The 24116-nt window shown below is 59.5% G+C and carries 24 protein-coding genes; 14 read left to right on the forward strand and 10 right to left on the reverse strand.

The window, feature by feature from the left end:
* Positions 1-57 precede the first annotated feature (57 nt).
* Both WAO69_RS16675 and WAO69_RS16680 read right to left on the reverse strand, forming a co-directional pair.
* Entirely contained in the window at positions 58-1137 is a 1080-nt protein-coding gene (locus tag WAO69_RS16675) for a phosphotransferase (protein ID WP_422181199.1), read from the reverse strand.
* A gap of 152 nt (positions 1138-1289) precedes the next feature.
* On the reverse strand, positions 1290-2699 hold the full coding sequence (locus WAO69_RS16680; protein ID WP_422181201.1) for an FAD-binding oxidoreductase: 1410 nt from the start codon (positions 2697-2699) through the stop codon (positions 1290-1292).
* 175 nt (positions 2700-2874) lie between these two features.
* Between WAO69_RS16680 and WAO69_RS16685 the strand changes: the two genes are divergently transcribed.
* Both WAO69_RS16685 and WAO69_RS16690 read left to right on the forward strand, forming a co-directional pair.
* Entirely contained in the window at positions 2875-3270 is a 396-nt protein-coding gene (locus WAO69_RS16685; RefSeq protein WP_422181203.1) for a rhodanese-like domain-containing protein, read from the forward strand.
* A complete protein-coding gene (locus WAO69_RS16690; protein WP_422181205.1) occupies positions 3263-4138 on the forward strand; it encodes a glycine reductase in 876 nt (291 codons plus the stop codon). Before WAO69_RS16685 ends, WAO69_RS16690 begins: the two co-directional genes overlap by 8 nt.
* Positions 4139-4174: 36 nt before the next feature.
* On the opposite strand, the gene WAO69_RS16695 is transcribed toward WAO69_RS16690, so the two are convergent.
* The 6 genes from WAO69_RS16695 to hpaR all read right to left on the reverse strand — a co-directional run bounded on the left by WAO69_RS16695 (position 4175) and on the right by hpaR (position 10322).
* The gene (locus WAO69_RS16695; RefSeq protein ID WP_422181207.1) at positions 4175-5680 is read right to left on the reverse strand and encodes a malonate--CoA ligase; all 1506 of its coding nucleotides are present in this window, start codon (positions 5678-5680) and stop codon (positions 4175-4177) included.
* A 57-nt stretch (positions 5681-5737) separates the two neighbouring features.
* The gene (locus WAO69_RS16700; RefSeq protein ID WP_422181209.1) at positions 5738-6475 is read right to left on the reverse strand and encodes a peptidase; all 738 of its coding nucleotides are present in this window, start codon (positions 6473-6475) and stop codon (positions 5738-5740) included.
* Positions 6476-6549: 74 nt separating this feature from the next.
* A complete protein-coding gene (locus WAO69_RS16705) occupies positions 6550-7350 on the reverse strand; it encodes a transglutaminase family protein (protein ID WP_422181211.1) in 801 nt (266 codons plus the stop codon).
* Positions 7351-7354: 4 nt separating this feature from the next.
* Entirely contained in the window at positions 7355-8296 is a 942-nt protein-coding gene (locus tag WAO69_RS16710; RefSeq protein WP_422181213.1) for an alpha-E domain-containing protein, read from the reverse strand.
* A 4-nt stretch (positions 8297-8300) separates the two neighbouring features.
* Positions 8301-9728: a circularly permuted type 2 ATP-grasp protein gene (locus WAO69_RS16715; RefSeq protein WP_422181215.1), complete on the reverse strand. Its 1428-nt coding sequence runs from the start codon at positions 9726-9728 to the stop codon at positions 8301-8303.
* 132 nt (positions 9729-9860) lie between these two features.
* Positions 9861-10322: a homoprotocatechuate degradation operon regulator HpaR gene (hpaR, locus tag WAO69_RS16720; RefSeq protein ID WP_422181217.1), complete on the reverse strand. Its 462-nt coding sequence runs from the start codon at positions 10320-10322 to the stop codon at positions 9861-9863.
* A 104-nt stretch (positions 10323-10426) separates the two neighbouring features.
* On the opposite strand from hpaR, the gene WAO69_RS16725 reads away from it, so the two are divergent.
* The 7 genes from WAO69_RS16725 (at position 10427) to WAO69_RS16755 (ending at position 17300) form a co-directional block, all read left to right on the forward strand.
* The gene (locus WAO69_RS16725; protein ID WP_422181219.1) at positions 10427-10825 is read left to right on the forward strand and encodes a 5-carboxymethyl-2-hydroxymuconate isomerase; all 399 of its coding nucleotides are present in this window, start codon (positions 10427-10429) and stop codon (positions 10823-10825) included.
* On the forward strand, positions 10818-12329 hold the full coding sequence (gene hpaE, locus WAO69_RS16730) for a 5-carboxymethyl-2-hydroxymuconate semialdehyde dehydrogenase (RefSeq protein WP_422181221.1): 1512 nt from the start codon (positions 10818-10820) through the stop codon (positions 12327-12329). Before WAO69_RS16725 ends, hpaE begins: the two co-directional genes overlap by 8 nt.
* An 82-nt stretch (positions 12330-12411) precedes the next feature.
* Entirely contained in the window at positions 12412-13392 is a 981-nt protein-coding gene (gene hpaD / locus WAO69_RS16735; protein WP_422181223.1) for a 3,4-dihydroxyphenylacetate 2,3-dioxygenase, read from the forward strand.
* An 84-nt stretch (positions 13393-13476) separates the two neighbouring features.
* Complete coding sequence (locus tag WAO69_RS16740; protein ID WP_422181225.1) at positions 13477-14874, forward strand: pyridoxal phosphate-dependent decarboxylase family protein; 1398 nt, start codon at positions 13477-13479, stop codon at positions 14872-14874.
* Positions 14871-15728: a fumarylacetoacetate hydrolase family protein gene (locus tag WAO69_RS16745; protein WP_422181227.1), complete on the forward strand. Its 858-nt coding sequence runs from the start codon at positions 14871-14873 to the stop codon at positions 15726-15728. The genes WAO69_RS16740 and WAO69_RS16745 overlap by 4 nt, the downstream gene beginning before the upstream one ends.
* Positions 15725-16519 (forward strand): 2-oxo-hept-4-ene-1,7-dioate hydratase, encoded by a 795-nt coding sequence (gene hpaH, locus WAO69_RS16750; RefSeq protein ID WP_422181229.1) that lies wholly within the window; start codon positions 15725-15727, stop codon positions 16517-16519. The genes WAO69_RS16745 and hpaH overlap by 4 nt, the downstream gene beginning before the upstream one ends.
* A 13-nt stretch (positions 16520-16532) precedes the next feature.
* Entirely contained in the window at positions 16533-17300 is a 768-nt protein-coding gene (locus WAO69_RS16755) for an aldolase/citrate lyase family protein (protein ID WP_422181231.1), read from the forward strand.
* Between the two features lie 58 nt (positions 17301-17358).
* Here the strand turns inward: WAO69_RS16755 and WAO69_RS16760 are convergent, their stop codons facing one another.
* Positions 17359-18498 (reverse strand): DUF3095 domain-containing protein, encoded by a 1140-nt coding sequence (locus tag WAO69_RS16760; protein WP_422181233.1) that lies wholly within the window; start codon positions 18496-18498, stop codon positions 17359-17361.
* Positions 18499-18592: 94 nt separating this feature from the next.
* On the opposite strand from WAO69_RS16760, the gene WAO69_RS16765 reads away from it, so the two are divergent.
* The 3 genes from WAO69_RS16765 to WAO69_RS16775 all read left to right on the forward strand — a co-directional run bounded on the left by WAO69_RS16765 (position 18593) and on the right by WAO69_RS16775 (position 21447).
* Positions 18593-19765: an MFS transporter gene (locus WAO69_RS16765; protein ID WP_422181235.1), complete on the forward strand. Its 1173-nt coding sequence runs from the start codon at positions 18593-18595 to the stop codon at positions 19763-19765.
* An 84-nt stretch (positions 19766-19849) separates the two neighbouring features.
* Positions 19850-20872, forward strand: a complete 1023-nt coding sequence (locus WAO69_RS16770; RefSeq protein WP_422181237.1) for an aspartate-semialdehyde dehydrogenase — start codon at positions 19850-19852, stop codon at positions 20870-20872.
* Positions 20873-21117: 245 nt separating this feature from the next.
* On the forward strand, positions 21118-21447 hold the full coding sequence (locus WAO69_RS16775) for a hypothetical protein (protein WP_422181239.1): 330 nt from the start codon (positions 21118-21120) through the stop codon (positions 21445-21447).
* A 5-nt stretch (positions 21448-21452) separates the two neighbouring features.
* On the opposite strand, the gene WAO69_RS16780 is transcribed toward WAO69_RS16775, so the two are convergent.
* Positions 21453-22103 (reverse strand): carbonic anhydrase, encoded by a 651-nt coding sequence (locus tag WAO69_RS16780; protein ID WP_422181241.1) that lies wholly within the window; start codon positions 22101-22103, stop codon positions 21453-21455.
* Between the two features lie 175 nt (positions 22104-22278).
* Here WAO69_RS16780 and WAO69_RS16785 point away from each other — a divergent pair, with 175 nt between their 5' ends.
* Together WAO69_RS16785 and WAO69_RS16790 are read left to right on the forward strand one after the other, a co-directional pair.
* Positions 22279-22659, forward strand: coding sequence for a hypothetical protein (locus tag WAO69_RS16785; RefSeq protein ID WP_422181243.1), 381 nt, complete (start codon positions 22279-22281; stop codon positions 22657-22659).
* Between the two features lie 69 nt (positions 22660-22728).
* Positions 22729-24114: a leucyl aminopeptidase family protein gene (locus tag WAO69_RS16790; RefSeq protein WP_422181245.1), complete on the forward strand. Its 1386-nt coding sequence runs from the start codon at positions 22729-22731 to the stop codon at positions 24112-24114.
* The last annotated feature ends 2 nt before the right edge of the window (positions 24115-24116 follow it).

Consider the following 24116-nt stretch of genomic DNA (forward strand, 5'->3'; position numbering starts at 1 on the left):
GGCAGGCACCGGGGACATACCGCATCGTGGTGAGCGCGGCTCGTACCGCCAAGGCTCTCACAGAGGTTTGAAATCAAACGAAGCCTCGCTCAGATCGTGATCCTGACAAAACGCCAGCAGGCGTCTGAGGTCGGTGGCCCGCCAGGCGGTTTTGTGCGGGCTGGCATTGTCCATAAAGACGGTGGCTCCGACCGTTACAAAGATCTTGGTGATCACGGCGGTCCGGTAATCCCTTTTGCAGGCTGCGAAATCATAGTCAGCGACGCCATTTCTCAACAGGCTTCCGTGATAGGTTTCAAGGATCAACCCCTCGCTGGTGCGGCGTGTGTCGGGCTCAAGCGAGCTGATCAGAAAATATGCCAGATCGGATACTCCGCGTCCCTTGCCCACGATCTGCCAGTCCAGAATGACGGATGCTTCGTCCCCTTCCGCCATTGAGAACATGATGTTGTCCACCTGAAGATCGCGATGCGCAAGGGTGAGCGGGGGCTGCTCCATGAGATGATCAAAGACCGCCTCTTCGTGCTGGGAAATGAACTGACCCAGAGCAAGGAAAGAGTCCGGGATCTGCATATTCGGCAGCAGGGCGGCGACCTTTTCGGGATAGGCGCGCCAGGCGTCACGAAAGCTGAACTCATGAAGGATTGCCGCGCCGTTCAGCGAGGACAGGATGGGGTGATTCCAGAATGTCGCATGGATGCGCGCCATGGCCTGCGCTACATGCATCGCGTCGGCGGCGCTGCAACCGGCCAGAAAGCTGACAGACCTCAAATCGCCAAGATCCTGAAGGATCAGCAGGCTCGCCTGTGTGGCGGGGTCGAAGCTGGCAAAAAAGCAGACAGGCACCGGCAGCGCCTTTCCGGCTGAGAGATCCGCATAAAACGCGACTTCGCGGTGATTGGCAGTGGCGAATCTCCGGCGCATCTCGGGGTCGGCAGGCGAGAATTTCGCGACAATCGAGCGCGGCGCATCCTGTGTTGCACGTCGATAGGTCGGTGTGATGCGAAACAGACTACCGCCGGTAAAGCCTTCATCCTGCCCGATCCTCTGGATTGTGCGCGCGACGACGTCATGCGCCAGGATCTGCGAAAGAAACAGGGGCGTGAGCTGTTCGGGCGTTTGCGGAGTGGTGCGCATCTGGGGGCCTTGATTGATTCAGCGCACTCTCATTCAGCGCAGACTCAGGTGCAAGCTCTGCATGCTTTCAGGAGCTTGGCGCAACATCGCCCAGCGTGATCCCCGCCCTGTCGGGATCCATCGATGTGAAGGACTGGCGCTGGCATGGCAGCTCAGCCTGCCAACGCTTCGATTTCATCGGGCGTGAGATGGCTGACCTCGGCCCAAGCGCGGGATTTGCCGGGGTTGAGCAACCCTTTGGGATCCATCCGTTTCTTGACCGCAAGGTGGCGAAAATCCGGTTTCATGCCACCGCCTTCGACCTGATAGGTATGCGCATCATAAACGGTACAGCCGTTGGTCGCATAGATCGCGTCGATGGCGCGCAGGGCGCTCTCATCCTGTGTCCAGATAATCGGCAGATCCGAGGCCGTCACGGCTCCGTCATACCGGGAAAACTCATGGTGCATCCATGCGCGCTCGCCCAGTTTGGCGTGTAGGTCGTCGATCCCATCAGCATCCGAGGGATCGTTGACGCCATATTGCTGATAGGTGGCGCTGCGATCTGATTTCAGCACCTGCAGCGTGGTGTGGTTCCAGCCGAATTCGAACACATGCGGAATTCCTGCCGCCTGTCGTGCAGGATCGTCCATGGTCAGGGCAACACACCCCTGATGCGCTGTGACAAGATCGCGAAAGGCATCCAGTTGCTCGCGCGGGACAAGGCTGACCAAGAGGTCACGCCCGGCTGGGACATGGTTTTCCAGACGCGGGAAATAAGCCGCGATGCGGGCATCCACGACGCTGACCAGTTTGCGGTCGATATCATGGCGATTGGCAAGGGCAAAGCCTGCGCGATACGCAAGCGAATAGCTGTCGAATGTGGCCATGCAGCTGATCCAGTCGCGACTGGGAACCGTGCGCAGGGTGACTTCGGTTATCACTCCGTTCAATCCCCATGCATGGTGGATACGCAGCACATCATCACCTTTGAAGATGTGCTCCTGCGGGGTGGCCTCGACCGATAGGGCGCGGATCTCCCGAATGTTGCCTTCCTGACGGAGCGGACCATTGGCCACCGATCCTATGCCTGCCGAGCCTCCGGCGACAAAGCCTCCGATGGTGGCGATGTCCTGTGTCGAGGGAAACATCGCCATTTCGCGCCCGTGTTCCTTGAGCGCGGCGTTCACATCGGCCATGAGCGCGCCGGCTTCTGCACGCACAAAGTCCGGTCCGATCTCCAGGATGCGCTTGAGCCCCAGCGTCTCGATGATCAGCCCGCCATGGAGCGGGACGGATTGCCCGTAATTCCCTGTCCCTCCACCACGCAGAACAACCGGCGCATTGTGTTTGAAGGCAACGGCAAGACAGTGGGCCAGTTCATCTTTACTGACTGGTTGCGCCACCAGATCTCCGAAGGATGCCTTGAGCCGGGCATTCAGTATCGGCGAGTACCAGAAGAAGTCACGAGAGCGTTTCTTGACCAGCACAGCCTCGTCAATGACCACCACGGGCGCAAGATCGCCTTTCATTGCGGCCCAGTCCACAGCCACGGCATCGGGGGTGGTCGGTCTCTGTGTCATGGTAGGAAACTCCTGTAACGGTGCGTCATGAAAAGCCGGGCAATATGCCCGGTTTTGGCCCGTCTTTCTGTGCCAGAGAGAAGGTCAACTATGCCGATACGCGGGCAGAGGATCAAGGCGCGGCTTGACTCGAGGGGCAGTTTGCCGCCAGCAAGAGCGCAAAATGAGGTGAGCCATGACAGATTTACACACGACAGCGGCTGAACTGGTTGCCGCCGCGCGCGCCCGGATCGCCGAGATCAGCACCGCTGATCTGATCAACGCCGTGGATGATCCCGATACGGTGATCGTCGACATTCGCGATATCCGCGAGAGAGCCAAAGGGTTCATCCCCGGCTCGGTCCATGCGCCGCGCGGCATGCTCGAGTTCTGGGTGGATCCCTCCAGCCCCTATTACCGCGACGTGTTCGGGCAGGCCGGAAAGCGATATGTCCTCCACTGCGCCTCGGGTTGGCGGTCGGCGCTGGCGACAGCCGCGCTGAATGACATGGGGTTCGAGGCGGCGCATCTGCGCGATGGTTTCAGCGATTGGGTCAAGGCAGGCGGGCCGGTCGAAACACCAGATGGCTGAGCCGATCCGCTATATCGAGCGCACGCGGGCCTATTACAGCGCGCTGGGGTATGGCCCTCCTTATGAGTGGGCGCAGCATGACGATGTGCCCTTTGCGCCCTGCCCTGATCTGGATGAGGCCGTGGTGGCGGTGGTGACAACCGCTGCACCGTTTCAGCCTGAAAAGGGCGATCAGGGGCCGGGTGCGCCCTATAATGCAGCAGCTAAGTTCTATGAGGTCTATGCAGTGCCGTCGGCTCCTGCACCTGATCTGCGCATCTCGCATGTGGCCATTGACCGGGATCATACGACGGCAGAAGATCCGGGCAGCTATCTTCCTCTGGCCGCATTGGCGCGTGCCGGGCGGGTGAAGCCAGCCCCTTTGGTTTTTGGAGTCCCTACGAACCGGTCGCAGCGGCATACTCTGGAGGTGGATTGCCCCGATCTGGTAGCACGTCTGACTGCGGCGGGCGTGGATGTCGCGATTTTCGTACCGAACTGTCCGGTCTGTCATCAATCCTGCGCTCTGGCCGCGCGCGCGGTTGAAGCTGCAGGGATTGCGACTGTCATCATGGGCTGTGCGTTGGATATTGTCGAACGCGCAGGTGTGGCGCGTTTTCTGTTCAGTGATTTTCCTTTAGGCAATGGGGCGGGATTGCCAGGGGATCCGGCCGCGCAGGATCGCACATTGGCACTGGCGCTTGATCTGCTGGAAAAGGCAACCGCGCCAAGGACAACGCTGCGCTCACCGCTGGTCTGGCCCGGGCCTGACACCTGGCGAGAGGATTACGCAAACCCGAACAAGCTGAGCCCGCAGGAGATCGCTCGGCGCAAGGCAGAGTTTGACCGCGCCAAAGCCCAGGCGAAGGCAAAGCGGGAAGCGCTCTGATTTTCTGCCCCTGCGCGGCACCGACCCTGTCAGGGGTCAGGTGAACATGTCTGCATAGGTCTCGCGCAGGACATTTTTCTGCACCTTGCCCATCGTATTGCGCGGCAACGCGTCCAGCACGACATAGGCCTTGGGTCGTTTGAACGCGGCCAGGCTTTCTTTGACCGTCGCGGCAAGCAGGTCTTGGTCCAGATCACCGTCGCGCACCAGCACCGCCACCACGCTCTCTCCGAAATCCGGATGCGGCACGCCGATCACAGCGCTTTCCAGAACACCCGGTTGATCGTCAAGCAGAAGCTCGATCTCCTTGGGGTAGATGTTGTACCCGCCCGAGATGATCAGATCCTTGTTGCGACCGACGATGGTGACATAGCCATCCGCATCGATTGTCCCCAGATCGCCGGTGATGAAGAACCCATCCTCGCGCAGTTCGGCCGCTGTCTTGTCCGGCATCTGCCAATAGCCCAGAAAGACGTTGGGACCGCGCACTTCGATCACGCCGATCTCGCCCTGGGGCAGTGTTGCTCCGGTGACGGGATCGCAGACCTTCAACTCGACACCCGGCAGGGCAAACCCCACGGTCCCGGCGCGGCGATCGCCGTCATAGGGGTTGGAGGTGTTCATGTTGGTTTCAGTCATGCCATAGCGCTCAAGAATGCGGTGGCCGGTGCGCGCCTCGAATTGCTTGTGCGTTTCCGCCAGCAGCGGCGCGCTGCCCGAGATGAACAGGCGCATGTGACGAACCAGATCGCCGGTAAAGCGATCACCCCCCAGCAAACGGGTGTAGAAAGTCGGAACACCCATCATCGCGGTGGATTTCGGCAACCACTCGATCAACTGGTCCGTGTCGAGTTTGGGCAGCAGGATCATCGCGCCGCCGGTCAGCAGCGCGATGTTCGTCGCCACGAACAGGCCATGGGTGTGAAAGATCGGCAAGGCATGCAACAGGACATCCTCGTCGGTAAAGTGCCAGTAATCGGCAAGCACCTGCGCGTTGGACAAAAGGTTCATCTGGCTCAGCATCGCGCCCTTGGACCGCCCCGTCGTACCAGAAGTGTAAAGCATCGCGGCAAGATCGCTGTCGCTGCGTGCCGCAGTCAGGAACTCCGAGGATTGAGCGGCGGCCAGATCGCCCAGCGAACCGGAACCATCGGCGTTCAGAACCTCAAGTCGCGCGCCCGCGTCTTCGGCAACCGAGGCCAGGTTGGCCCGCGTCCCGCCATCGCAGACGAACAGCGCCGCGCCACTGTTGGAGACAAAGTAGGACACTTCATCGGCTGTATAGGCCGTGTTCAACGGCAAGAAGACGAGGCCGGCCTGTACACATGCCGCATAAAGCGCCAGCGCATGATGGGATTTGGCGATCTGCACCGCAACGCGATCGCCCGGGACCAGTCCAGCACCAGCCAGCGCGTTGGCCAAACGCCCGGCCTGCTCCACAAAGGTTGCATAGCTGATCGTGGTGCCATCCGGCAGGAAAAGAAACACCGCCTCATTGCCCGCATGGCGTCCGAACAACGTGTCATAAAGCGGATTGGTCATGGCTGTCCCCTTGCCCTTCGGCACCGGGTTATGGGCAAAAGCCGCACATCGCGCAAGTCAGTCGAAACGATATTCCGGAAGTTGACCAAATGCGTTTTTCAACGCTTCGCCCCAGCCATTGGACACGGTGGTGAAGTAAGGATCGTCCTCTTCTATGCGCGCCTGATAGCCGATCTTCATCTCATCGGTCAGGCAGATCACATAATCAAGCGGTAGACCCACCGAGAGGTTGGACTTGATGGTACTGTCAAAGCTGACCATCAGCAGCTTGATCGCCTTCTCAAACGTCATGTCAGGGTCGTAGGCGCGCACCAGAATGGGCTTGCCGTATTTCGTCTCACCGATCTGAAAAAACGGATTATCATCGGAGGCTTCGATGAAGTTCCCCTCGGGATAGATCAGGAAAAGACGCGGTGGGCTGCCCTTGATCTGTCCGCCGACAATCATCGTGGCCCCAAAAGCAGTGTTGGAAGACTGCTGTTGTCCGGACTTGTTGTCCGCGATCACTTCTTTGAGGGTGCGGCCCACTTCGCGGGCAATCTGGAACATGGACGGCGCATCCAGGATCGAAGGCGCACGATCCGCCGGAGCCTTGAGGCGTTCGTCGATCAACCCGACGACAGCTTGCGTCGTGGCGAGGTTGCCCGCGGTCATCAGGGTGATGATCCGCTCACCCGGAACTTCCCAGGTGTGCATTTTCTTGGCGGTGGCAATGTTGTCCAGGCCCGCATTCGTGCGGGTATCGGACATGAAAACCAGCCCCCGATTGAGACGCATCCCCACGCAATAGGTCATCTTGATTCTCGCCTGTTTGCCCGCAAAAGCCGTTTAGATCATGATATGATGTCGGCCGGGTTAACCCCGCCGCATTATTGCTGCTCAACCTGCAACTTTACCAGCATGTTTTCAGTGCCATGGCCATATCTCATACCAGAAATCGGTGCTGCACCAAGGTAATCGAGACCGGTCGCCACCCGCACATATCGCGCGTCCGGTGAAATCGCGTTGGAGACATCAAATCCGACCCAACCCAACCCTTCGACATAGGCTTCGGCCCAGGCGTGGCTGGCATCCTGATTGACCCGGTCATTCATCATCAGATAGCCGCTGACATAGCGTGCGGGAAAACCCAACCCGCGCGCGGCCGCAATAAAGACATGGGCATGGTCCTGACAAACCCCGTGCCCCGCACTCAACACCTGTTCCGCGGTAAGTTCAGAACTGGTCTGATCCGTCGAATACGGCACATTTTCCAGAACATGCGCCGAAAGCGCATGCAGCCGGTCAAGAGCGTCATCTGGTTTGTCAAATCCGGATATCAGCGCGCGCACATGCGGCCCAATTGCCGTGAGCGGCGTCGAGCGCTCAAACAGCCAGAGCGGCACAAACCCGGTATGCTTGCCGATGATGCCAGCGGTATCGGTCACATCCACCTCGCCCTTGCACTCGATTGTTATCTCTTTCACGCCGGGATCAAAGCTGATCAGATCGACGGTATTGGCATGTTCATCCTCGAACGAGACCTGCCGCTGGCCACCCACAACCGTTACATCCCACGCCAGCACCATCTGGTCAGGGCGAGATTTCGGGCGCAGCCGCAATTGTTGCAGCGCATAGGGGACTGGTGCGTCATAGTGATATGACGTGGTATGAGAAATCTTGAGTTTCATTGCGCTATTCATAGAACCTGTAATCAAGCTCGATTTGGCGACCAAGCGCCTGACTGTCCGCCAGGAACTCGGTCACGAACTGGTGCAGACCGTACTCGAAAATCTTGTCAATCGTCATGGTTTCGAACCTGTGACAGATCTGTTCGACCAGACCATGACAGGGCATCCTGTCGCCATAGTCCTTGGCGATGTATTCCAGATTGTCCGAGATCTTGCGGTAACAAAAAGCCAGAGACCGGGGCAGACGTTTATCCAGTATCAGGAACTGAGCGATCATGCGAGGATCGTATTCACCTTCATGCAACGTCTGATAGGCCCGCGAGGCCGAGGTTGCGCGCAGGATCGTCTCCCATTGGACATTGTCGGTGGCGGTGCCCACATGCATGATCGAAGGCAGAAGGATATAGTATTTCACATCCAGCACCCGCGCCGCATTATCGGCACGTTCGAAAAAGGTACCGATACGCGCGAAATCATAGACATCATTGCGCACCATCGTGCCCGCCAGTGAGCCTCGCACATAGGCGCTGCGCTGGCGGATGATCTGCAGGATTTCAGGCAGGGTCTGTTCGCGCACCGGACGCACCAGAAGCGTGCACAATTCCATCCAGCATTCATTGACCGCTTCCCAGACTTCGCGGGTCAGTGCGGTGCGCACCAGCCGTGCATTCGTGCGCGCGGCTTCGACAGCCGACATCACGCTGGAGGGATTGGATTTGTCACGCAGCAGATAGTTGATGACCTTGTTGCCCTCGACCGCTTCGTGCTTTTGCAGATAGGCGTTCAGCAGCCCAAGGGCCGTCAGGATCGAGGTCCATTCGCTTTCCGCGGCGCTGGAGCGGGTCAGCGAAATCCGTAAACCCGCATCAATCATGCGTGCCGTGTTTTCGGTACGCTCCATGTATCGCAGCATCCAGAAAACGCCGCCTGCTGTTTTGCCAAGCATCGCGTCAGTCCTCCAAGACCCAGGTGTCTTTGGTCCCGCCGCCCTGGCTGGAATTGACCACCAGAGAGCCCTTCTTCAAAGCCACGCGTGTCAGCCCGCCGGGAATGATCTCGATCCCTTTCGGAGAGGCCAGCGCAAACGGGCGCAGATCGACATGGCGCGGGGCCAGACCGGATTTTGCAAGAATTGGAACCGTGGACAGGCTGAGCGTGGGCTGTGCGATATAGCTCGTTGGATTTTGCTCGAGCTTGGAGCGGAAGTCAGACAGTTCCTTCTTGCTGGCGGCCGGGCCCACAAGCATGCCATATCCGCCCGAACCATGCACTTCCTTCACCACCAGCTCGGCAAGGTTATCCAGAACATATTGCAGGGAGTCGGCTTCGGAGCAGCGATAGGTCGGCACATTCTTGAGGATGGCCTTTTCGCCGGTATAGAATTCGACGATCTCGGGCATGTAGGAGTAAATCGCCTTGTCATCGGCAATGCCGGTCCCCGGCGCATTGGCGATCGTGATCCCCCCGGCGCGGTAGACATCCATGATCCCGGGAACACCCAGAGCTGACTCGGGGTTGAAGTTCATCGGATCAAGGTAGTCGTCATCCACACGGCGATAGAGCACATCGATCGGCTCATAGCCCTTGGTCGTGCGCATCGCGACGCGCCCCTCGATGACCCGCAGGTCCTGCCCCTCGACCAGTTCAACGCCCATCTGATCAGCCAGAAACGCATGTTCGAAATAGGCTGAATTGTGGATACCCGGCGTCAGAACAGCCACCGTCGGGTTCTGCGTACAGCACGGCGGGCAACATGCCGAAAGCGAGCGACGCAGGGATCGGGGATAATGACTGACCCCGCGCACTTTGGTCTTGGTGAACAGTTCGGGGAACATGTGCAGCATCGTCTCGCGGTTCTCCAGCATATAGGAGACGCCAGATGGCGTGCGCGCGTTGTCCTCAAGCACGTAGAATTCGTTTTCCCCCGTACGCACCAGATCAGTGCCCACAATATGTGTATAGATGTTGCCGGGCGGGGCCACGCCGATCATCTGGGGCAGGAACGCATCATTCTTGGCAATCATTTCGGCCGGGATGCGCCCGGCGCGAATGATCTCCTGACGATGATAGATGTCATGCAAGAACGAGTTTATCGCCCGCACGCGCTGATCAATCCCCCGCTCAAGCGTCGCCCATTCCTTGGCGGTGATGATGCGCGGCACAATGTCAAAGGGGATCAGGCGCTCGTCTTCCTCGTCCATGCCATAAACGTTGAAGGTGATACCAGTCAGACGAAACAGCGCCTCGGCCTGCGCCGATTTGCGGCGCAGATTGTTCACGTCTTCGCCTGAAAACCATTCGGCATACTTTTGATATGGTGGTCGCGGTGTCTCACTGCGCCCATACATCTCATCAAAAAACTTTGGCGCATCCGCCATAACGGGTCCCGGTCCTACTCTCTTGGCGACGTGTAGCCTGCGCTGTCGCATTCAAATGTTCAAACGGAACGCCCGCAAGTCTGCGCCCCAAAGCTCCGAGATGGGCAGCAGCGCAACGCAGGCGCCCAAAAATTAGGCATCAGCCTCTCCGGAGCGCACATCCGCCGCGTCCAATTCGTTCAAAAGGTCCAGCAATGCCTCATATCGATCATGCCCCATTTCGGATTTGATCCGTTCCATGATCTCGACACTGGTGGCCAGATTTTCCTCGATCAGCGTCACGCCTGCCTCGGTAATCGCAATGACCTGCTTGCGTCGGTCTACACGATCCGGCGCGCGGGTGATCAAACCCTTCTCGGTCAGTTTCTGAAGAATCCGCGTCAGGCTGGGCAGCAGCAGGCAGGCGCGATCGGCAATGCGCGTCGGATCCAGTGAATCTTCCTCATGCAGAACCCGCAACACGCGCCATTGCTGCTCGGTGATGTCCACATCCGCAAGCATAGCCCGGAACGGCCCCATCACCCTTTCCCGCGCGCGCAACAAAGCAATCGGCAATGAGCGGGCGGTTGTAGGCATGAAAGGCGGTTTCGACATAGGCACGATGTTGCCGTGCTTATCGATGTTAAGCAATGGCGGAATGACGCTTGACCGAATCTGTCAATTTTACTACACATGTTAAATATTAAGGGAGGCGTATCGTGCCACATATCGCGGTGGACTACTCAGCAAACATGGAAACGCGCACGGATATCGCAAAGCTTTGCGATCATCTGCGCCAGGCCGCCATTGCCACTGGCGTGTTTCCAATGCCGGGTATCCGGGTGCGGGCCTTTTGTGCCGACCATGTCTCGATCGCGGATGGGGATGACCAGCACGGCTATGTCGATATCTCGGTACGTCTGCGCGAAGGTCGCGACATCGATACCCGCAAAGCGGCCGCCCAGGCCATCTTCGACAGCGCCCAAAGCTTTCTGGCACCGGTGATGGCGCAGCACTCCATCGCGCTGTCCCTTGAAATGCGCAACATAGATGCGGAACTGTCCCCCAAGGCAGGCACAATTCGCCAATACACCAAGACGGAGGGCCAAGATGTCTGATCTGAACGCCAATCTGGACAGATTGCGCCCCCATCTAGAGCGCTTTGCAAAAACCGGTGTCATGAACCGGATCAATGGACAGACACAGCCTGCGGCTTCGGGCCAGACTTTTGCCAACAGCTCACCAATTGACGAAAGCCATATCTGCGAAGTCGCGCGCAGCGACGCCTCAGACATCGACGCGGCCGCCCGCGCCGCGGCTGCGGCCTTTCCAGCCTGGCGCGACATGCCCGGAACCGAGCGCAAGAAGATCCTCCACCGCATTGCGGATGCCATTGTCGAACGCGCGGATGACATCGCGCTTTGCGAATGCTGGGATACCGGGCAGGCCATCCGCTTCATGTCCAAGGCCGCGCTGCGCGGTGCAGAGAACTTTCGCTTTTTCGCCGACCGCGCGTCCTCGGCCCGCGATGGGCAGATGCTGCCCTCGGACACGCTGATGAACGTCACGACGCGCGTGCCCATCGGACCGGTTGGCGTGATCACGCCCTGGAATACACCCTTCATGCTGTCCACCTGGAAGATCGCCCCGGCGCTGGCGGCGGGCTGCACCGTGGTGCACAAACCGGCTGAATTCTCGCCCCTGACCGCCAGCCTGTTGCAAGAGATCGCCGAAGACGCCGGACTGCCCCCCGGTGTATGGAACCTGGTCAACGGTCTGGGCGAAGAGGCCGGCAAGGCGCTCACCGAACATCCAGATATCAAGGCGGTCGCCTTCGTGGGTGAATCCGGCACAGGCTCGATGATCATGGCCCAGGCCGCACCGACCCTCAAACGCGTCCACTTTGAACTCGGCGGCAAGAATCCGGTGATCGTTTTTGAAGACGCCGATCTGGACCGGGCGCTGGATGCGGCGATCTTCATGATCTATTCGCTCAATGGCGAGCGCTGCACCTCATCTTCGCGCCTGCTGGTGCAATCGCGCGTCGCAGATGCGTTCCTCGCCAGGCTGCGCGACCGGGTCAGCAACATCCGCCTCGGACATCCGCTGGATCCAAAAACCGAAGTGGGCCCGCTGATCCACAAGGTGCATTTCGACAAGGTGACCTCATATTTCGATATTGCCCGACAGGACGGGGCCAGCATCACCGCTGGCGGTGACGCGCTCAACCAGCCCGGTTACTATGTGAAACCTACGCTGTTTGAAGGGGCGACCAACACCATGCGCATCGCGCAGGAGGAAATCTTCGGCCCCGTTCTCACGGCCATCGAATTTGAGACCGAACAAGACGCAATCGACATCGCCAATGACACCCCCTATGGGCTGACCGCCTATGTCTGGACCAATGACATCACCCGCGCCATGCGCGTCACCAACAGTATCGAAGCCGGCATGATCTGGGTAAACTCGGAGAATGTGCGCCACCTGCCGACACCCTTTGGCGGCGTCAAAGCCTCGGGTATCGGGCGCGACGGCGGTGACTGGTCTTTCGAATTCTACATGGAACAAAAACACATTGGCTTCGCAACAGGACACCACAAGATCCCCCGACTTGGAGCCTGATCTTCATCTTGCCCGAAATATCCCGGGGAGCGCGAGGGGCTGGCCCCTCGCATTCAAACTCTAACTGACAGGAGCACCGCTCATGCCCGTCCCCGCTGCCAACCTTTATCCGCCCTTCAATATCCTGCGCCTCTCCCATGTCGAGTACGGGGTCACCGATCTGGACGCATCAAAGGTCTTCTACGCTGATGTTCTCGGCCTTCAGGTCACCCATGAAGATGACACCCGCGTAACCTTCCGCGCCATGGAAGAACGTGGGCATCACTGCATCAACATCGTGAAATCCGACACTGCGGACGTGCGCGCTCTGGCGTTCAAGCTCTTTGATGAGCCTGATCTCGACAAGGCCGAAGCCTTCTTCAAATCCCGCGGCTTGCCCACCGAATGGGTCGTGCGCCCCTATATGGACCGCGTCCTGCGCACGCAGGATCCATGGGGTATTCCGCTGGAGTTCTATGTCAGGATGGACCGCCTCCCGACAATTCATCAGCAATACAAGCTCTACAAAGGCGTCAAACCGCTGCGCATTGATCATTTCAACATGTTCAGCGCAGATGTGGATGCCTCGGTGGCCTTCTATAACGACATCGGCTTTCGCGTCACCGAATACACCGAAGATGACGAAAGCAGCAAAGTCTGGGCTGCGTGGATGCACCGCAAGGGCGGTGTACATGACGTCGCCTTCACCAACGGGCTGGGCCCACGCCTGCACCACACGGCCTTCTGGGTTCCCACGCCGCTGAACATCATCGATCTTCTCGATCTGATGTCGACCACGGGCTATGTCGCCAATATCGAACGTGGTCCGGGACGGCACGGGATCTCGAACGCATTCTTCCTTTATGTGCGCGACCCCGATGGTCACCGGATCGAGATCTACTGCTCGGATTACCAGACCTGTGATCCTGAACTTGAACCCATCCGCTGGAGCCTGACAGACCCGCAACGCCAGACACTCTGGGGCGCGCCGGCACCACGCAGCTGGTTCGAGGAAGGATCGGTTTTCACAGGGGTCGAACCGAAGGAAAGTGCGCTCAAGGCGCAACCGATCATCGCCCCCTGACCCCGATATGCCGCAACAGCCGCTTTGCCGATGACGCAGAGCGGGACGGGCCGAACGGGTGCAACAGCAACGGCAAGGACAGACATGAACTGGGATGATTTCGAAGACTGGAGCCACAAGGCCGCATCGTGGGGTGCCACCTATCACAAGACATTGCGCGACCGCCCGGTTCGCGCGCAGGTCGCACCCGGCGACACCCTGGCTCAACTGCCCGCGTCACCACCGGAAGCCGGGCAACCGCTTGAGAACACCTGGGACGACTTCCAGTCCATTGTCATGCCCGGGATCACCCACTGGCAGCACCCGCGTTTCTTTGCCTATTTCAACTCCAACGCGGCACCGGCAAGTGTTCTGGCCGAGTTCCTGACTTCGATCGTGGCACCACAGTGCATGCTCTGGCAGACCTCGCCCTCTGCCACAGAGATGGAAACCCGAATGATGGATTGGCTGATCCAGGCAATTGGTCTGCCGGATCAGTATAAGGGCGTCATTCAGGACAGTGCGTCATCCGCCACGCTTGCCGCGGTTTTGACCATGCGGGAATGGGCGCTGAACTGGGCAGGAAACAAAGAGGGCCTGCCCGGGCAAAAGACGCTGCGGATCTATTGTTCGGATCAGGTGCATTCCTCGATCGACCGCGCCATCTGGGTCGCGGGCATCGGACAGGATAACCTGGTCAAGATCCCCACCAAAGGCGCGATGCGCGCGATGGACACAGCCGCGCTCCAGGCCGCCATCACCGCGGACCGGGCCGCAGGTTATCTGCCTGCAGGCATTATCGCTGCCACCGGGGCCACGGGCATGGGGGCCTGCGATGACATGAACGCCGTCGCCGATGTGGCAAAGCGTGAAGACCTCTATACCCATCTGGATGCAGCATGGGCCGGCACCGCGATGATCTGCCCCGAGTTCCGTCATCTCTGGGCGGGGGCCGAGCGGTTCGACAGCATCGTGTTCAACCCACATAAATGGCTCGGCGCGCAATTCGACTGCGCGGCTCATTTCCTGCGCGATCCTGACCTGTTGCGCCAAACCCTTGCGATCCGCCCTGAGTATCTCAAGACCCATGGCGAGGTCGAAGTGACGGATTACTCGGAATGGTCCATTCCGCTGGGGCGCCGCTTTCGCGCATTGAAACTCTGGTTCCTGATCCGCACCTATGGTCTGGACGGTCTGCGCGGGCGCATCCGCAACCATGTCGCCTGGAGCCAGAACCTGTGCGAGCGCCTGCGCGCCGAACCGGATTTCGAGATTGTCACCGATCCGATCCTGTCGCTCTGGACGTTCCGGGTGAAGGGCGCGGATCACGATGCCACCCAGGCTCTGGTTGATGCAATCAATGACGATGGGCGCATCTACATTACGCAGACGCTGGTGGACGGGAACAAGGTTATTCGCTTTCAGGCCGGTCAATTCGACTGCACCGAAGATGATTTCCACACTGCCTTTGACACCATCACCGAAATTGCGAGACGCCCATGAAATTCGCCACCGTCCAGGCCGGGGATGAGACACTTTACGGCATCGTCACCGAGGAAGGCTTCACCGCGCTCTCACCTCATTTCCCGCAGTGGAGTACCCTGCGCGATGTGATTGCCGCCGATGGCCTTCACATTCTGGCACAGGCCGCAAACGCGCATCCCGTGACCCATTCAACCGAGAGTTTCACCTATCAGATCCCGGTGCCCAACCCAGAAAAGATCATCTGCGTTGGCGTGAACTTTCCGGACCGCAATGCTGAGTACAAGGACGGGGTCGAGGCACCGCCGAACCCGTCGCTCTTCATCCGATTTCCGCGCAGTTTCACCGGCCATGACCAGCCCTTGATCCGCCCACCAGAGACACCGCAACTGGATTATGAAGGCGAGATCGTCATCGTCATCGGCAAAGCGGGCCGTCGCATCCCGGCCGACACGGCCTATGATCACATAGCCGCCATTTCCCTGAGCAACGAAGGCACATTGCGCGACTGGGTACGCCACGCAAAGTTCAACGTCACGCAAGGCAAGAACTGGGACCAGTCCGGTGCCATCGGACCATGGCTGGTGCCGTTCACCGCTGCGGCGCAACTGGATGATATCCGCCTCACCACAAGGGTGAACGGCGAACTGCGGCAGGAGGATCGCACCGCGCGGATGATCTTTTCGATCCGCCAGCAGATTGCCTATATCTCGACCTTCACCACGCTTGTTCCGGGCGATATCATCATCACAGGCACCCCTACCGGAGCGGGCGCACGGTTTGACCCGCCGCGGTTCCTGAAACCCGGTGACGTGGTCGAGGTAGAAGCGGAAGGCATCGGCATTCTACGCAACACGGTTCGGGACGAAACATGACACCGGACGACATCACCCGCGCCGCCGAGGATCTGTTCGCCGCCGATCATCTGGGTCAACAAATGGAGTTGCTGTCGCGCCGTCATCCCGAGATGACCATGGACGATGCCTATGCCGTGCAATCCGCGCTGATCGCGCGCAAAAAGGCGGCAGGGCGACGCAAGATCGGATGGAAAATCGGCCTGACCAGCCGGGCCATGCAGGATGCGCTCAAGATCGACACGCCCGACAGCGGCGTGCTGCTGGATGACATGGCCTTTGCGACCGGTTCTGTCGTTCCGCAAGGCCGGTTCATCCAACCCCGGATCGAGGCCGAGATTGCCTTTGTCATGAAAGCCCCCTTGTCGGATGCCGCAAGCCGCGAGGATATCATCGCTGCGACCGATTATGTGTGCCCGAGCCTGGAAATCCTTGACACACGGATCCTTCGCGCGGACCCCGAAACGGGTCAAACGCGCACCATCGTCGATACGATTTCCGACAACGCGGCAAATGCCGGCGTGGTGCTGGGCACCCAGCGCCATGCGCCGGATACTGACCTGCGCTGGGTCGGTGCGATCGTCAGCCGCAATGGCACGGTCGAGGAAACCGGACTGGGTGCGGGCGTGCTGAACGACCCTGTCACGTCAGTGCTTTGGCTTGCCCAGAGGATGGCACAATATGGCGCGCAGATCGAAGCCGGGGATATCGTTCTCTCCGGCTCGTTCATCCGCCCTGTTGAGTGCCCACCCAGCTCCGATATCAAGGCGGATTTTGGCCCCTTTGGCCATGTCACCATATCTTTTGAATAAAGGAACCCCGCTGATGCCTGTACCTGTCAACACGTTCAAGGCCCGCCTCAAGGCAGGCAAGCGTCTCATCGGTTGCTGGATGGGCCTGGCCGATATCAACGCCGCCGAAATCCTTGGAACGGCCGGATTTGACTGGATCGTGCTGGATGGAGAGCACGCGCCCAACGACATCCGCTCGATGCGCGACCAGCTGATCGCGTTGGAAACCTCGGACAGCCATCCGGTGGTGCGCGTGCCGATTGGCGAAACCTGGATGATCAAGCAGGTGCTGGATATCGGAGCACAGACGATCCTGGTGCCCATCGTGGAAAGCAGGGAACAGGCCGAAGAGCTGGTACGCGCCTGCCGGTATCCTCCCGACGGTGTGCGCGGTGTCGGGGCTGCCCTGGCGCGCGCCTCGCGATTTTCTGCAATCCCCGACTATGTCACCACGGCAAATGACCAGATCTGCCTTCTGGTTCAGGTCGAAACCCGCGCAGGCATCGCCGCGCTGGATGAGATCCTGACCGTTGACGGGGTCGATGGCGTCTTTATCGGGCCCGCTGATCTGTCGGCAGACATGGGATATGGTGGAAACCCGGGTGCTCCGCAGGTTCAGGAGGTTATCCTTGGCGCGCTGCAGCGCATTGCAGACGGGGGCAAGGCACCGGGCATTCTGTCGACGAATGACACGGTAACGGAAATCTACCGCGATGCCGGAGCACAGTTCCTGGCGGTGGGTATCGACGTTCTGATGTTGGCGCAGACGGCCCGAGCGGCAGCCGCGAAATGGAAAGCCTGACGCCCTCAAGGCCCCATTTGCGTGCAAGCCCCCAATCCTGTGAGGGAATTCACATCGCTCACAGGTGCGCTTTCATCCGCGATGCGGCAAGCGTGTAGCCACCCGCCGCCCCGTCGATGAAATGCACGTGATCATCGCGCATGAAAGACGGAACGATGCAGGTCATCATCGCCTCGTCCTGTTCTGACATCCCAAAACGCACGGACCCCTCTGCCTGCGCGCGCTCCAGCGTCGCCAACAGCGCATCGCGGGTGGCCGGATCGCAATCAAGCGTCATCTTCAAGCCATCCTCGAATTTGCGGAAATCGGCATTCTCGCCCACAACCCGGGCATAGCGGCGGGCATCAAAGCCACCCAGTTTGATTCCTGTTCGGATCAGGAACCAGGCCACAAAGCTTTCAAACCAGACCTTGCGCCGTGCTTTGGCCAGGCTTTGCGATCCACGCTGGGAATGCGCTTCCAGAGTGGCCCCTGCCGGCGGCCAGTCCGAACCCGGACCCTGCGCAGGTGCGGGATGTCCTTGCCGTTCCAGTGGGCGGGCGATGGCGATCACCTCGGCGGCCACCTTGGAAAAGCGGGCAGGATCCTGGGTCGGCATGATAACCAGAGACAGGATCAATCCATGACGCGCCTTCATGTGAGACCACCGGCAGGACAGGCCTGTCAGATCAGGCACAGCGCCCTCTGCGGACGGCGGCAGGCTATAGACACCGCTTTTCATCTGCTGTTCGGCCCAAGACAGGCCTCCTCCGGTAAACATCGCATAATGTGCCTCGGGCGCGGCCTCGAACTTGGCGACGCGCACCGTGTGGCCCGCTTTGGCACAATCGGCTGCAGGCACCAGTGCCGCACGCAGGGTGATTCCGAATTCGGCCATGGCCCAGGTTTGCGTAGCCGCAAGCGCCTCTTCTACGACGGCGCGGGTTTCGGGCCAGATTGCAAACGCGGCGCCGTCTCCGCCAAAGATGAAAGGAAAGGCGAGCCCCTTCAGCGCGTTCATCACCGCCGAGATCACGGCCGCCCCGACCATGTTCACCGTCTTGTATCGTCCGGCCGCAACCAGACCGGTGGAATCGACGATATCGGACACGCCGATCAGCCAGCCTTTCGGCACATCGACAAAACGCGCTGGATCAGCCATCTCGTCGAACCGCGTACAAGCGGTCAGGTCATCGTAAAACGCAGCGCTCTGAAACATGGCCCAGCATACGTCGAAATCGCAGGTCCCGCCACAGGTCTTGCCAGCGCCATCCCCTCGTGTCACGCAGATCTGAAGAGGGAGGCCAATGCGCATGCAGGCTGGTTTGATCGTTCTATGTCTGGCCTATGTGCTGAGCCAGTTCTTTCGCGCCTTCCTGGCGGTTCTGGCAACGGTGCTGGAAACCGATATCGGAGCCAGTGCAGAAGACCTCGCCTTTGCGTCCGGCCTCTGGTTCCTGGTGTTTGCCACCATGCAATTGCCCGTCGGCTGGGCACTGGACACCATCGGCCCGCGTCGCACCGCTGCCAGTTTGATGGCAGTCGGGGCCGGGGGTGGTGCCGCGCTGTTTGCAATGGCAACCGCGCCCTGGCAGATCAGCGTGGCGATGGGGCTGATCGGGCTTGGCTGCTCGCCTGCACTGATGGCGTCGTATTTCATCTTTGCGCGGGAGTATCCGCCGGCGAAATTCGCCACACTGGCCGCCCTCATGCTGGGGGTCGGCTCGCTGGGCAACCTGGTGGCGTCATATCCCACAGCCTGGGCAAGCGAAGTCATTGGTTGGCGCGCCACTCTCGGAGCACTCTCGCTGATGGGCTTTGCTGTCGCGGCTGGTATTTTCCTGAAAGTCCGAGACCCTGAACAATTGGTTTCAGACCACAAAGGTTCGGTTCTGGATATTCTGAAGCTCCCGGTTGTCTGGCCGATTTTGGCCCTGATGCTTGTGAACTATGCCCCGTCAGGTGCGATTCGAGGGCTGTGGATCGGCCCTTATCTCAGCGATGTCTATGGTCTGAGCCCCACGCAGATCGGGCAGGCCACACTTGCCATGGGTGTTGCGATGATCCTTGGCACATTGGCATTCGGGCCTCTGGATCGCATATTCGGAAGCCGCAAATGGGTGGTACTGGCTGGCAACCTGGCCTGCGCGCTGACGGTGCTGATCCTTGCCTTGTATGTTGAGGCTAGCGTTCTGGCCGTCGCGGCCCTGATGGCTCTGGCTGGTTTTACCGGAGCGACATATCCGGTGATTATCGCCCATGCCCGCGCGTTTTTCCCCGCGCATCTGACGGGTCGTGGTGTGACGCTGATGAACCTTTTCGGGATGGGAGGCATCGGCATCATGCAATTCCTTTCAGGACGCCTGCATGGTGCCTATTCAGGCGAGAGCGCGGCTTTGCCCTATCAGGTGATCTTTGCGTTCTTTGGCATCAGTCTTTTGCTGGGTGTTCTGATTTACGCGTTTTCGCGCGACTCTGTTGACTGACAAGCCCCTTTCGCAATCCGCATACAGGGTATATCAGGCCCGCGCTGACCGGTGGATCACCTCCGCCACATTGGAGAAAACAAAATGGGTTACAAAGTCGTCGTCGTGGGTGCCACTGGGAATGTGGGCCGCGAAATGCTGAACATCCTGGCCGAGCGCCAGTTCCCTGTGGATGAGCTTGCCGCGCTGGCTTCGCGCCGTTCGCTGGGCACCGAAGTTTCGTTTGGCGACAAGACCCTCAATACACAGGATATCGAGCAATTCGACTGGGCAGGCTGGGACATGGCTCTGTTCGCCATTGGCTCGGACGCAACAAAGATCCACGCGCCCAAAGCCGCCAAAGCGGGCTGCGTGGTGATCGATAACTCGTCGCTCTATCGCTATGACGCGGATGTGCCGCTGATCGTTCCCGAAGTGAACCCTGAGGCGATCCACGACTATTCCAAGAAAAACATCATCGCCAACCCCAACTGTTCAACCGCACAGATGGTCGTAGCCCTGAAACCGCTGCATGACCGCGCGACGATCAAACGGGTGGTGGTCTCGACCTATCAATCCGTCTCGGGTGCGGGCAAGGAAGGCATGGATGAGCTTTGGGACCAGACCAAAGCGATCTACAATCCGACCTCCGAAGTGCCTCCCAGCAAGTTCACCAAGCAAATCGCGTTCAACGTGATTCCTCATATCGACGTCTTTCTTGATGATGGTTCCACCAAGGAAGAATGGAAGATGGTCGCCGAGACGAAAAAGATCCTGGACAAGAAGATCAAGGTCACGGCCACCTGCGTGCGTGTGCCGGTCTTTGTCGGTCATTCCGAAGCGATCAACATCGAAACCGAAGACTTTCTGGATGAACACGAAGCCCGCGATATTCTGCGCGAAGCTCCGGGCATCATGGTGATCGACAAGCGAGAAGACGGAGGCTACGTCACGCCGGTGGAATGTGCGGGCGATTACGCCACCTTCATCAGCCGCATCCGTCAGGACAGCACGATCGACAACGGTTTGAATCTGTGGTGCGTCAGCGACAACCTGCGCAAGGGCGCGGCCCTCAACGCTGTGCAGATCGCCGAACTTTTGGGCCGTGAAGTCCTCAAGAAGGGCTGATCTCAAAAATCCTCGCACAAAGGGCACCCCGGTGGTGCCCTTTTTTCAGGCAGGGCTGGCTCAAGCAAACCCTGTTTTCAGCCTGCGTGCACCAACACCTGCTCAGGTCAGGCGCTAACAGCGGTTTTCTTGCAACAATTTTTTGCATGCTGAAGTTACTGTCCTGATTTCAGACACAATCTCCTGTCTTACTTTTCGAATAACAAAAACCCGAGGCAGTCTTTCATACCGGACAGGAGACCCACATGCTGGACGAACACCGTTCACACTTTCCCACGGATAGCACAGATCCGCGCGATGCAATCGACAGCGAAACCGCGTGTTTGCTGCGCAGTTTCATGGTTCCTGCGATTGATGCAGCGCTGAACTGGAGCGATCTCAACAGCGCGCTTGAGCGCAAGGGCTTTGCCGTCGGCTTTCGCGACGGTCGGCTGATCTTCAAGCGACTCGAAGACGGGCAGGAAGTCTGCACCGGGCGTGTACTGGGCACACCGCTTCGCGATCTGGTCAAGAAACTGGGCCGCCCCTGTGTCCGCGCACATTCTGACGGCCACACCGGATCACTGATGGTCTGAACGCCTCAGACCGGGATGAACTTGCCTGACGCGGGATCAAAGCAATCCAGCCCGCCTTCACCGATATCGGTCCACAAACCGTGCAGTGTAAGCGCCCCTGACGCGACAGCCTCGGCCACGAAGGGGAACGTCATCAGGTTGTCGAGCGAGGTAAGCACCGCAAGATGCTCAAGCTCGCGCAGCTGGGCCTGTTTGTCGCCAACATCGGCGACCTCGTCATAGCGAGGTTTGAGGATATCCATCCAGCGACCAATGAAGCTGGCCTTTTCCTCCAACTCGGGTGCCCGACCCTCGCACATCTCGATACAGCTCTGAACTCCGCCGCAGCTGGAATGCCCCAGCACGATCAGATGCGCCACCTTGAGGTGCTGCACCGCATATTCCACAGCCGCACTGGTGCCATGGTGATCGCCATCCGGCTCATAGGGAGGCACAAGATTGGCGATATTGCGATGGATAAAGAACTCACCCTGATCCGCGCCGAAAATCGACGTCACATGCACCCGGCTGTCACAACAGGAAATCACCATGGCGCGCGGTCGCTGACCTTCGCTGGCCAATCGGCGGTACCAGGCACTGTTTTCTGAATAGGATGTCGCCTTCCAACCCTGATAGCGCTGCAAAAGGTAGGTCGGCAACGGCTTGGCAAATTGCATGTCCCGGATCCGATTTCTTTGTTTAGTGTTTGCGCGGCTCACCGAACCGTTTTCCCGGCGATACCTGCATTTGTCACCAAATTCGAGCGATAAGACAGCGCAGGCTCAACCTTTTGCAAACCACCGCCCGCGATAGTGGGCCTTGCCGTGGGGGCACAAATAAGGGTGAGTAAACGTGGCGGACATAACAACACTTGTCCAGGCGGAACAGGTTCGTCTGGATTCAGACAGTCTGGGTGCGCTCTACAGACAGTTGGGCGAGGCCAACGCGGACGAAGTCATTTGCCGCGCGGTTGAAGAACTGGCCGTGCGCCTGACGCAAAGCGAAAGGCTCTGGCGCGAAGGTGACTGGGCCGCATTGCGCAAAAGCGTGCGCTCTCTGGTGGCAATCTCCAAGCAGGTCGGCATGTCCAAGCTGTCGCGGGTGGCAGGTGATGTCATCACGGCACTGGATAACAATGACGCCGTTGCCGCCGCCGCCACGCTGACGCGGTTGCTGCGCGTGGGCGAAAGGTCTCTTACCGCTGTCTGGGATTTGCAGGATCTCTCCATCTGAGCGCTTGCGGCCCGGCACAGTCCGGTTAGGCTGCAGTCAGATCACTCTGACACAAAAGGCCTGTCCTGAATGAGCTTGACCTTCGCCCCCGCTGACAGCACCGCAGTCCCTCTGGTCATCCTGGAGGCGGACAGCTTCCCGAACTGGCTGGATGAGCAGCCGGAGGCCACGCGCACCTGGATCACCGCTCAGGGCTTTACCGCCGCCATTGGCAGCGCACTGACCCTGCCGGATGCAGACGGAAAGATCGCGATGGCCCTTGCCGGAATCGGCACAGCCAAGACCCGCAGACGCGGTCGCTTCGCCCTGGCCGCCTCTGCCGTCAAACTGCCCAAAGGTATCTACCGCATTGCCTCGGGCCTGCCCACGGATTCGGCCGAAACCGAGTGCCTCGGGTGGCTTCTGGCAAGATACAGCTTTCAGCGATATCACGCAGCGCCCAACACATTCCCGGACCTTGTCGCCCCTGATGGCGTTGATGCCACCCGTATCGAAGCCATGGCCGCTGGCGAAGCCCTCACCCGTGACCTCATCAACACCCCAACTTCCGACATGGGCCCTGATGCGCTGGAAGGGGCAGCGCGTGCCCTGGCCGATCAGTTCAAGGCGCAGATCGACGTCACAACCGGCGACGCATTGCTCGATGCCAATTTCCCGATGATTCATGCGGTCGGGCGGGCCTCCTGCACGGCACCACGGCTGATCGACATGCGCTGGGGTTACAGCGGTCCGCAACTGGTTCTTGTGGGCAAAGGCGTGTGCTTTGACACCGGCGGACTCAATCTCAAGCCCGGTACCTCGATGGGTCTGATGAAGAAGGATATGGGTGGCGCGGCGACCGTGCTTGGTCTGGCACATATGATCATGGCGCTCAATCTGCCGATACGCCTGCGCGTTCTGATCCCGGCGGTGGAAAACTCGGTGTCGGGTAACGCCTTCCGCCCGCAGGATATCCTCACCTCACGCAAGGGGCTGACGGTTGAGATCAACAACACCGACGCAGAGGGCCGGCTTATACTGGCCGATGCACTGGCGCTGGCAGATGAAAGCACGCCTGACCTGATTGTGTCGATGGCGACCCTCACAGGGGCCGCACGCGTAGCCGTAGGCCCGGATCTCGCGCCCTTCTTCTCGGATAGCGACAAGGATGCGACAGATCTGTCAAGCGCGGGTGCGCAGATGGCTGATCCTCTCTGGCGCCTGCCCTTCCACGAGCCTTATGAAACGATGATCGAACCGGGCATCGCCGATCTGGACAATGCACCCAGTGGCGGATTCGCCGGATGCATCACCGCCGCGCTGTTTCTGCGCCGCTTTGTGACCGATACACCCCGCTATGTGCATTTCGATATCTACGGCTGGCAACCCACTCCCGCGCCCGCGCGGCCCAAAGGCGGTGTCGGCATGGGCGCACGAGCCATCCTGGCCGCACTGCCGCAGCTTCTCGACCTGTGAGC

Source organism: Aestuariivita sp. (genome assembly GCF_049276915.1).
GTDB lineage: Bacteria > Pseudomonadota > Alphaproteobacteria > Rhodobacterales > Rhodobacteraceae > Aestuariivita.

Bases quoted from the DNA above. Each gene is read 5' to 3' on its own strand.
- WAO69_RS16700 (WP_422181209.1), bottom strand. From the start codon at position 6,475: ATGACCTATTGCGTGGGGATGCGTCTCAATCGGGGGCTGGTTTTCATG.
- hpaD (WP_422181223.1), top strand. From the start codon at position 12,412: ATGCCCGTCCCCGCTGCCAACCTTTATCCGCCCTTCAATATCCTGCGC.
- WAO69_RS16675 (WP_422181199.1), bottom strand. From the start codon at position 1,137: ATGCGCACCACTCCGCAAACGCCCGAACAGCTCACGCCCCTGTTTCTT.
- WAO69_RS16790 (WP_422181245.1), top strand. From the start codon at position 22,729: ATGAGCTTGACCTTCGCCCCCGCTGACAGCACCGCAGTCCCTCTGGTC.
- WAO69_RS16705 (WP_422181211.1), bottom strand. From the start codon at position 7,350: ATGAAACTCAAGATTTCTCATACCACGTCATATCACTATGACGCACCA.
- WAO69_RS16685 (WP_422181203.1), top strand. From the start codon at position 2,875: ATGACAGATTTACACACGACAGCGGCTGAACTGGTTGCCGCCGCGCGC.
- hpaE (WP_422181221.1), top strand. From the start codon at position 10,818: ATGTCTGATCTGAACGCCAATCTGGACAGATTGCGCCCCCATCTAGAG.
- hpaR (WP_422181217.1), bottom strand. From the start codon at position 10,322: ATGTCGAAACCGCCTTTCATGCCTACAACCGCCCGCTCATTGCCGATT.
- WAO69_RS16755 (WP_422181231.1), top strand. From the start codon at position 16,533: ATGCCTGTACCTGTCAACACGTTCAAGGCCCGCCTCAAGGCAGGCAAG.
- WAO69_RS16770 (WP_422181237.1), top strand. From the start codon at position 19,850: ATGGGTTACAAAGTCGTCGTCGTGGGTGCCACTGGGAATGTGGGCCGC.
- WAO69_RS16680 (WP_422181201.1), bottom strand. From the start codon at position 2,699: ATGACACAGAGACCGACCACCCCCGATGCCGTGGCTGTGGACTGGGCC.
- WAO69_RS16775 (WP_422181239.1), top strand. From the start codon at position 21,118: ATGCTGGACGAACACCGTTCACACTTTCCCACGGATAGCACAGATCCG.
- WAO69_RS16715 (WP_422181215.1), bottom strand. From the start codon at position 9,728: ATGGCGGATGCGCCAAAGTTTTTTGATGAGATGTATGGGCGCAGTGAG.
- WAO69_RS16690 (WP_422181205.1), top strand. From the start codon at position 3,263: ATGGCTGAGCCGATCCGCTATATCGAGCGCACGCGGGCCTATTACAGC.
- WAO69_RS16745 (WP_422181227.1), top strand. From the start codon at position 14,871: ATGAAATTCGCCACCGTCCAGGCCGGGGATGAGACACTTTACGGCATC.
- WAO69_RS16710 (WP_422181213.1), bottom strand. From the start codon at position 8,296: ATGCTTGGCAAAACAGCAGGCGGCGTTTTCTGGATGCTGCGATACATG.
- hpaH (WP_422181229.1), top strand. From the start codon at position 15,725: ATGACACCGGACGACATCACCCGCGCCGCCGAGGATCTGTTCGCCGCC.
- WAO69_RS16740 (WP_422181225.1), top strand. From the start codon at position 13,477: ATGAACTGGGATGATTTCGAAGACTGGAGCCACAAGGCCGCATCGTGG.
- WAO69_RS16760 (WP_422181233.1), bottom strand. From the start codon at position 18,498: ATGTTTCAGAGCGCTGCGTTTTACGATGACCTGACCGCTTGTACGCGG.
- WAO69_RS16765 (WP_422181235.1), top strand. From the start codon at position 18,593: ATGCAGGCTGGTTTGATCGTTCTATGTCTGGCCTATGTGCTGAGCCAG.
- WAO69_RS16780 (WP_422181241.1), bottom strand. From the start codon at position 22,103: ATGCAATTTGCCAAGCCGTTGCCGACCTACCTTTTGCAGCGCTATCAG.
- WAO69_RS16695 (WP_422181207.1), bottom strand. From the start codon at position 5,680: ATGACCAATCCGCTTTATGACACGTTGTTCGGACGCCATGCGGGCAAT.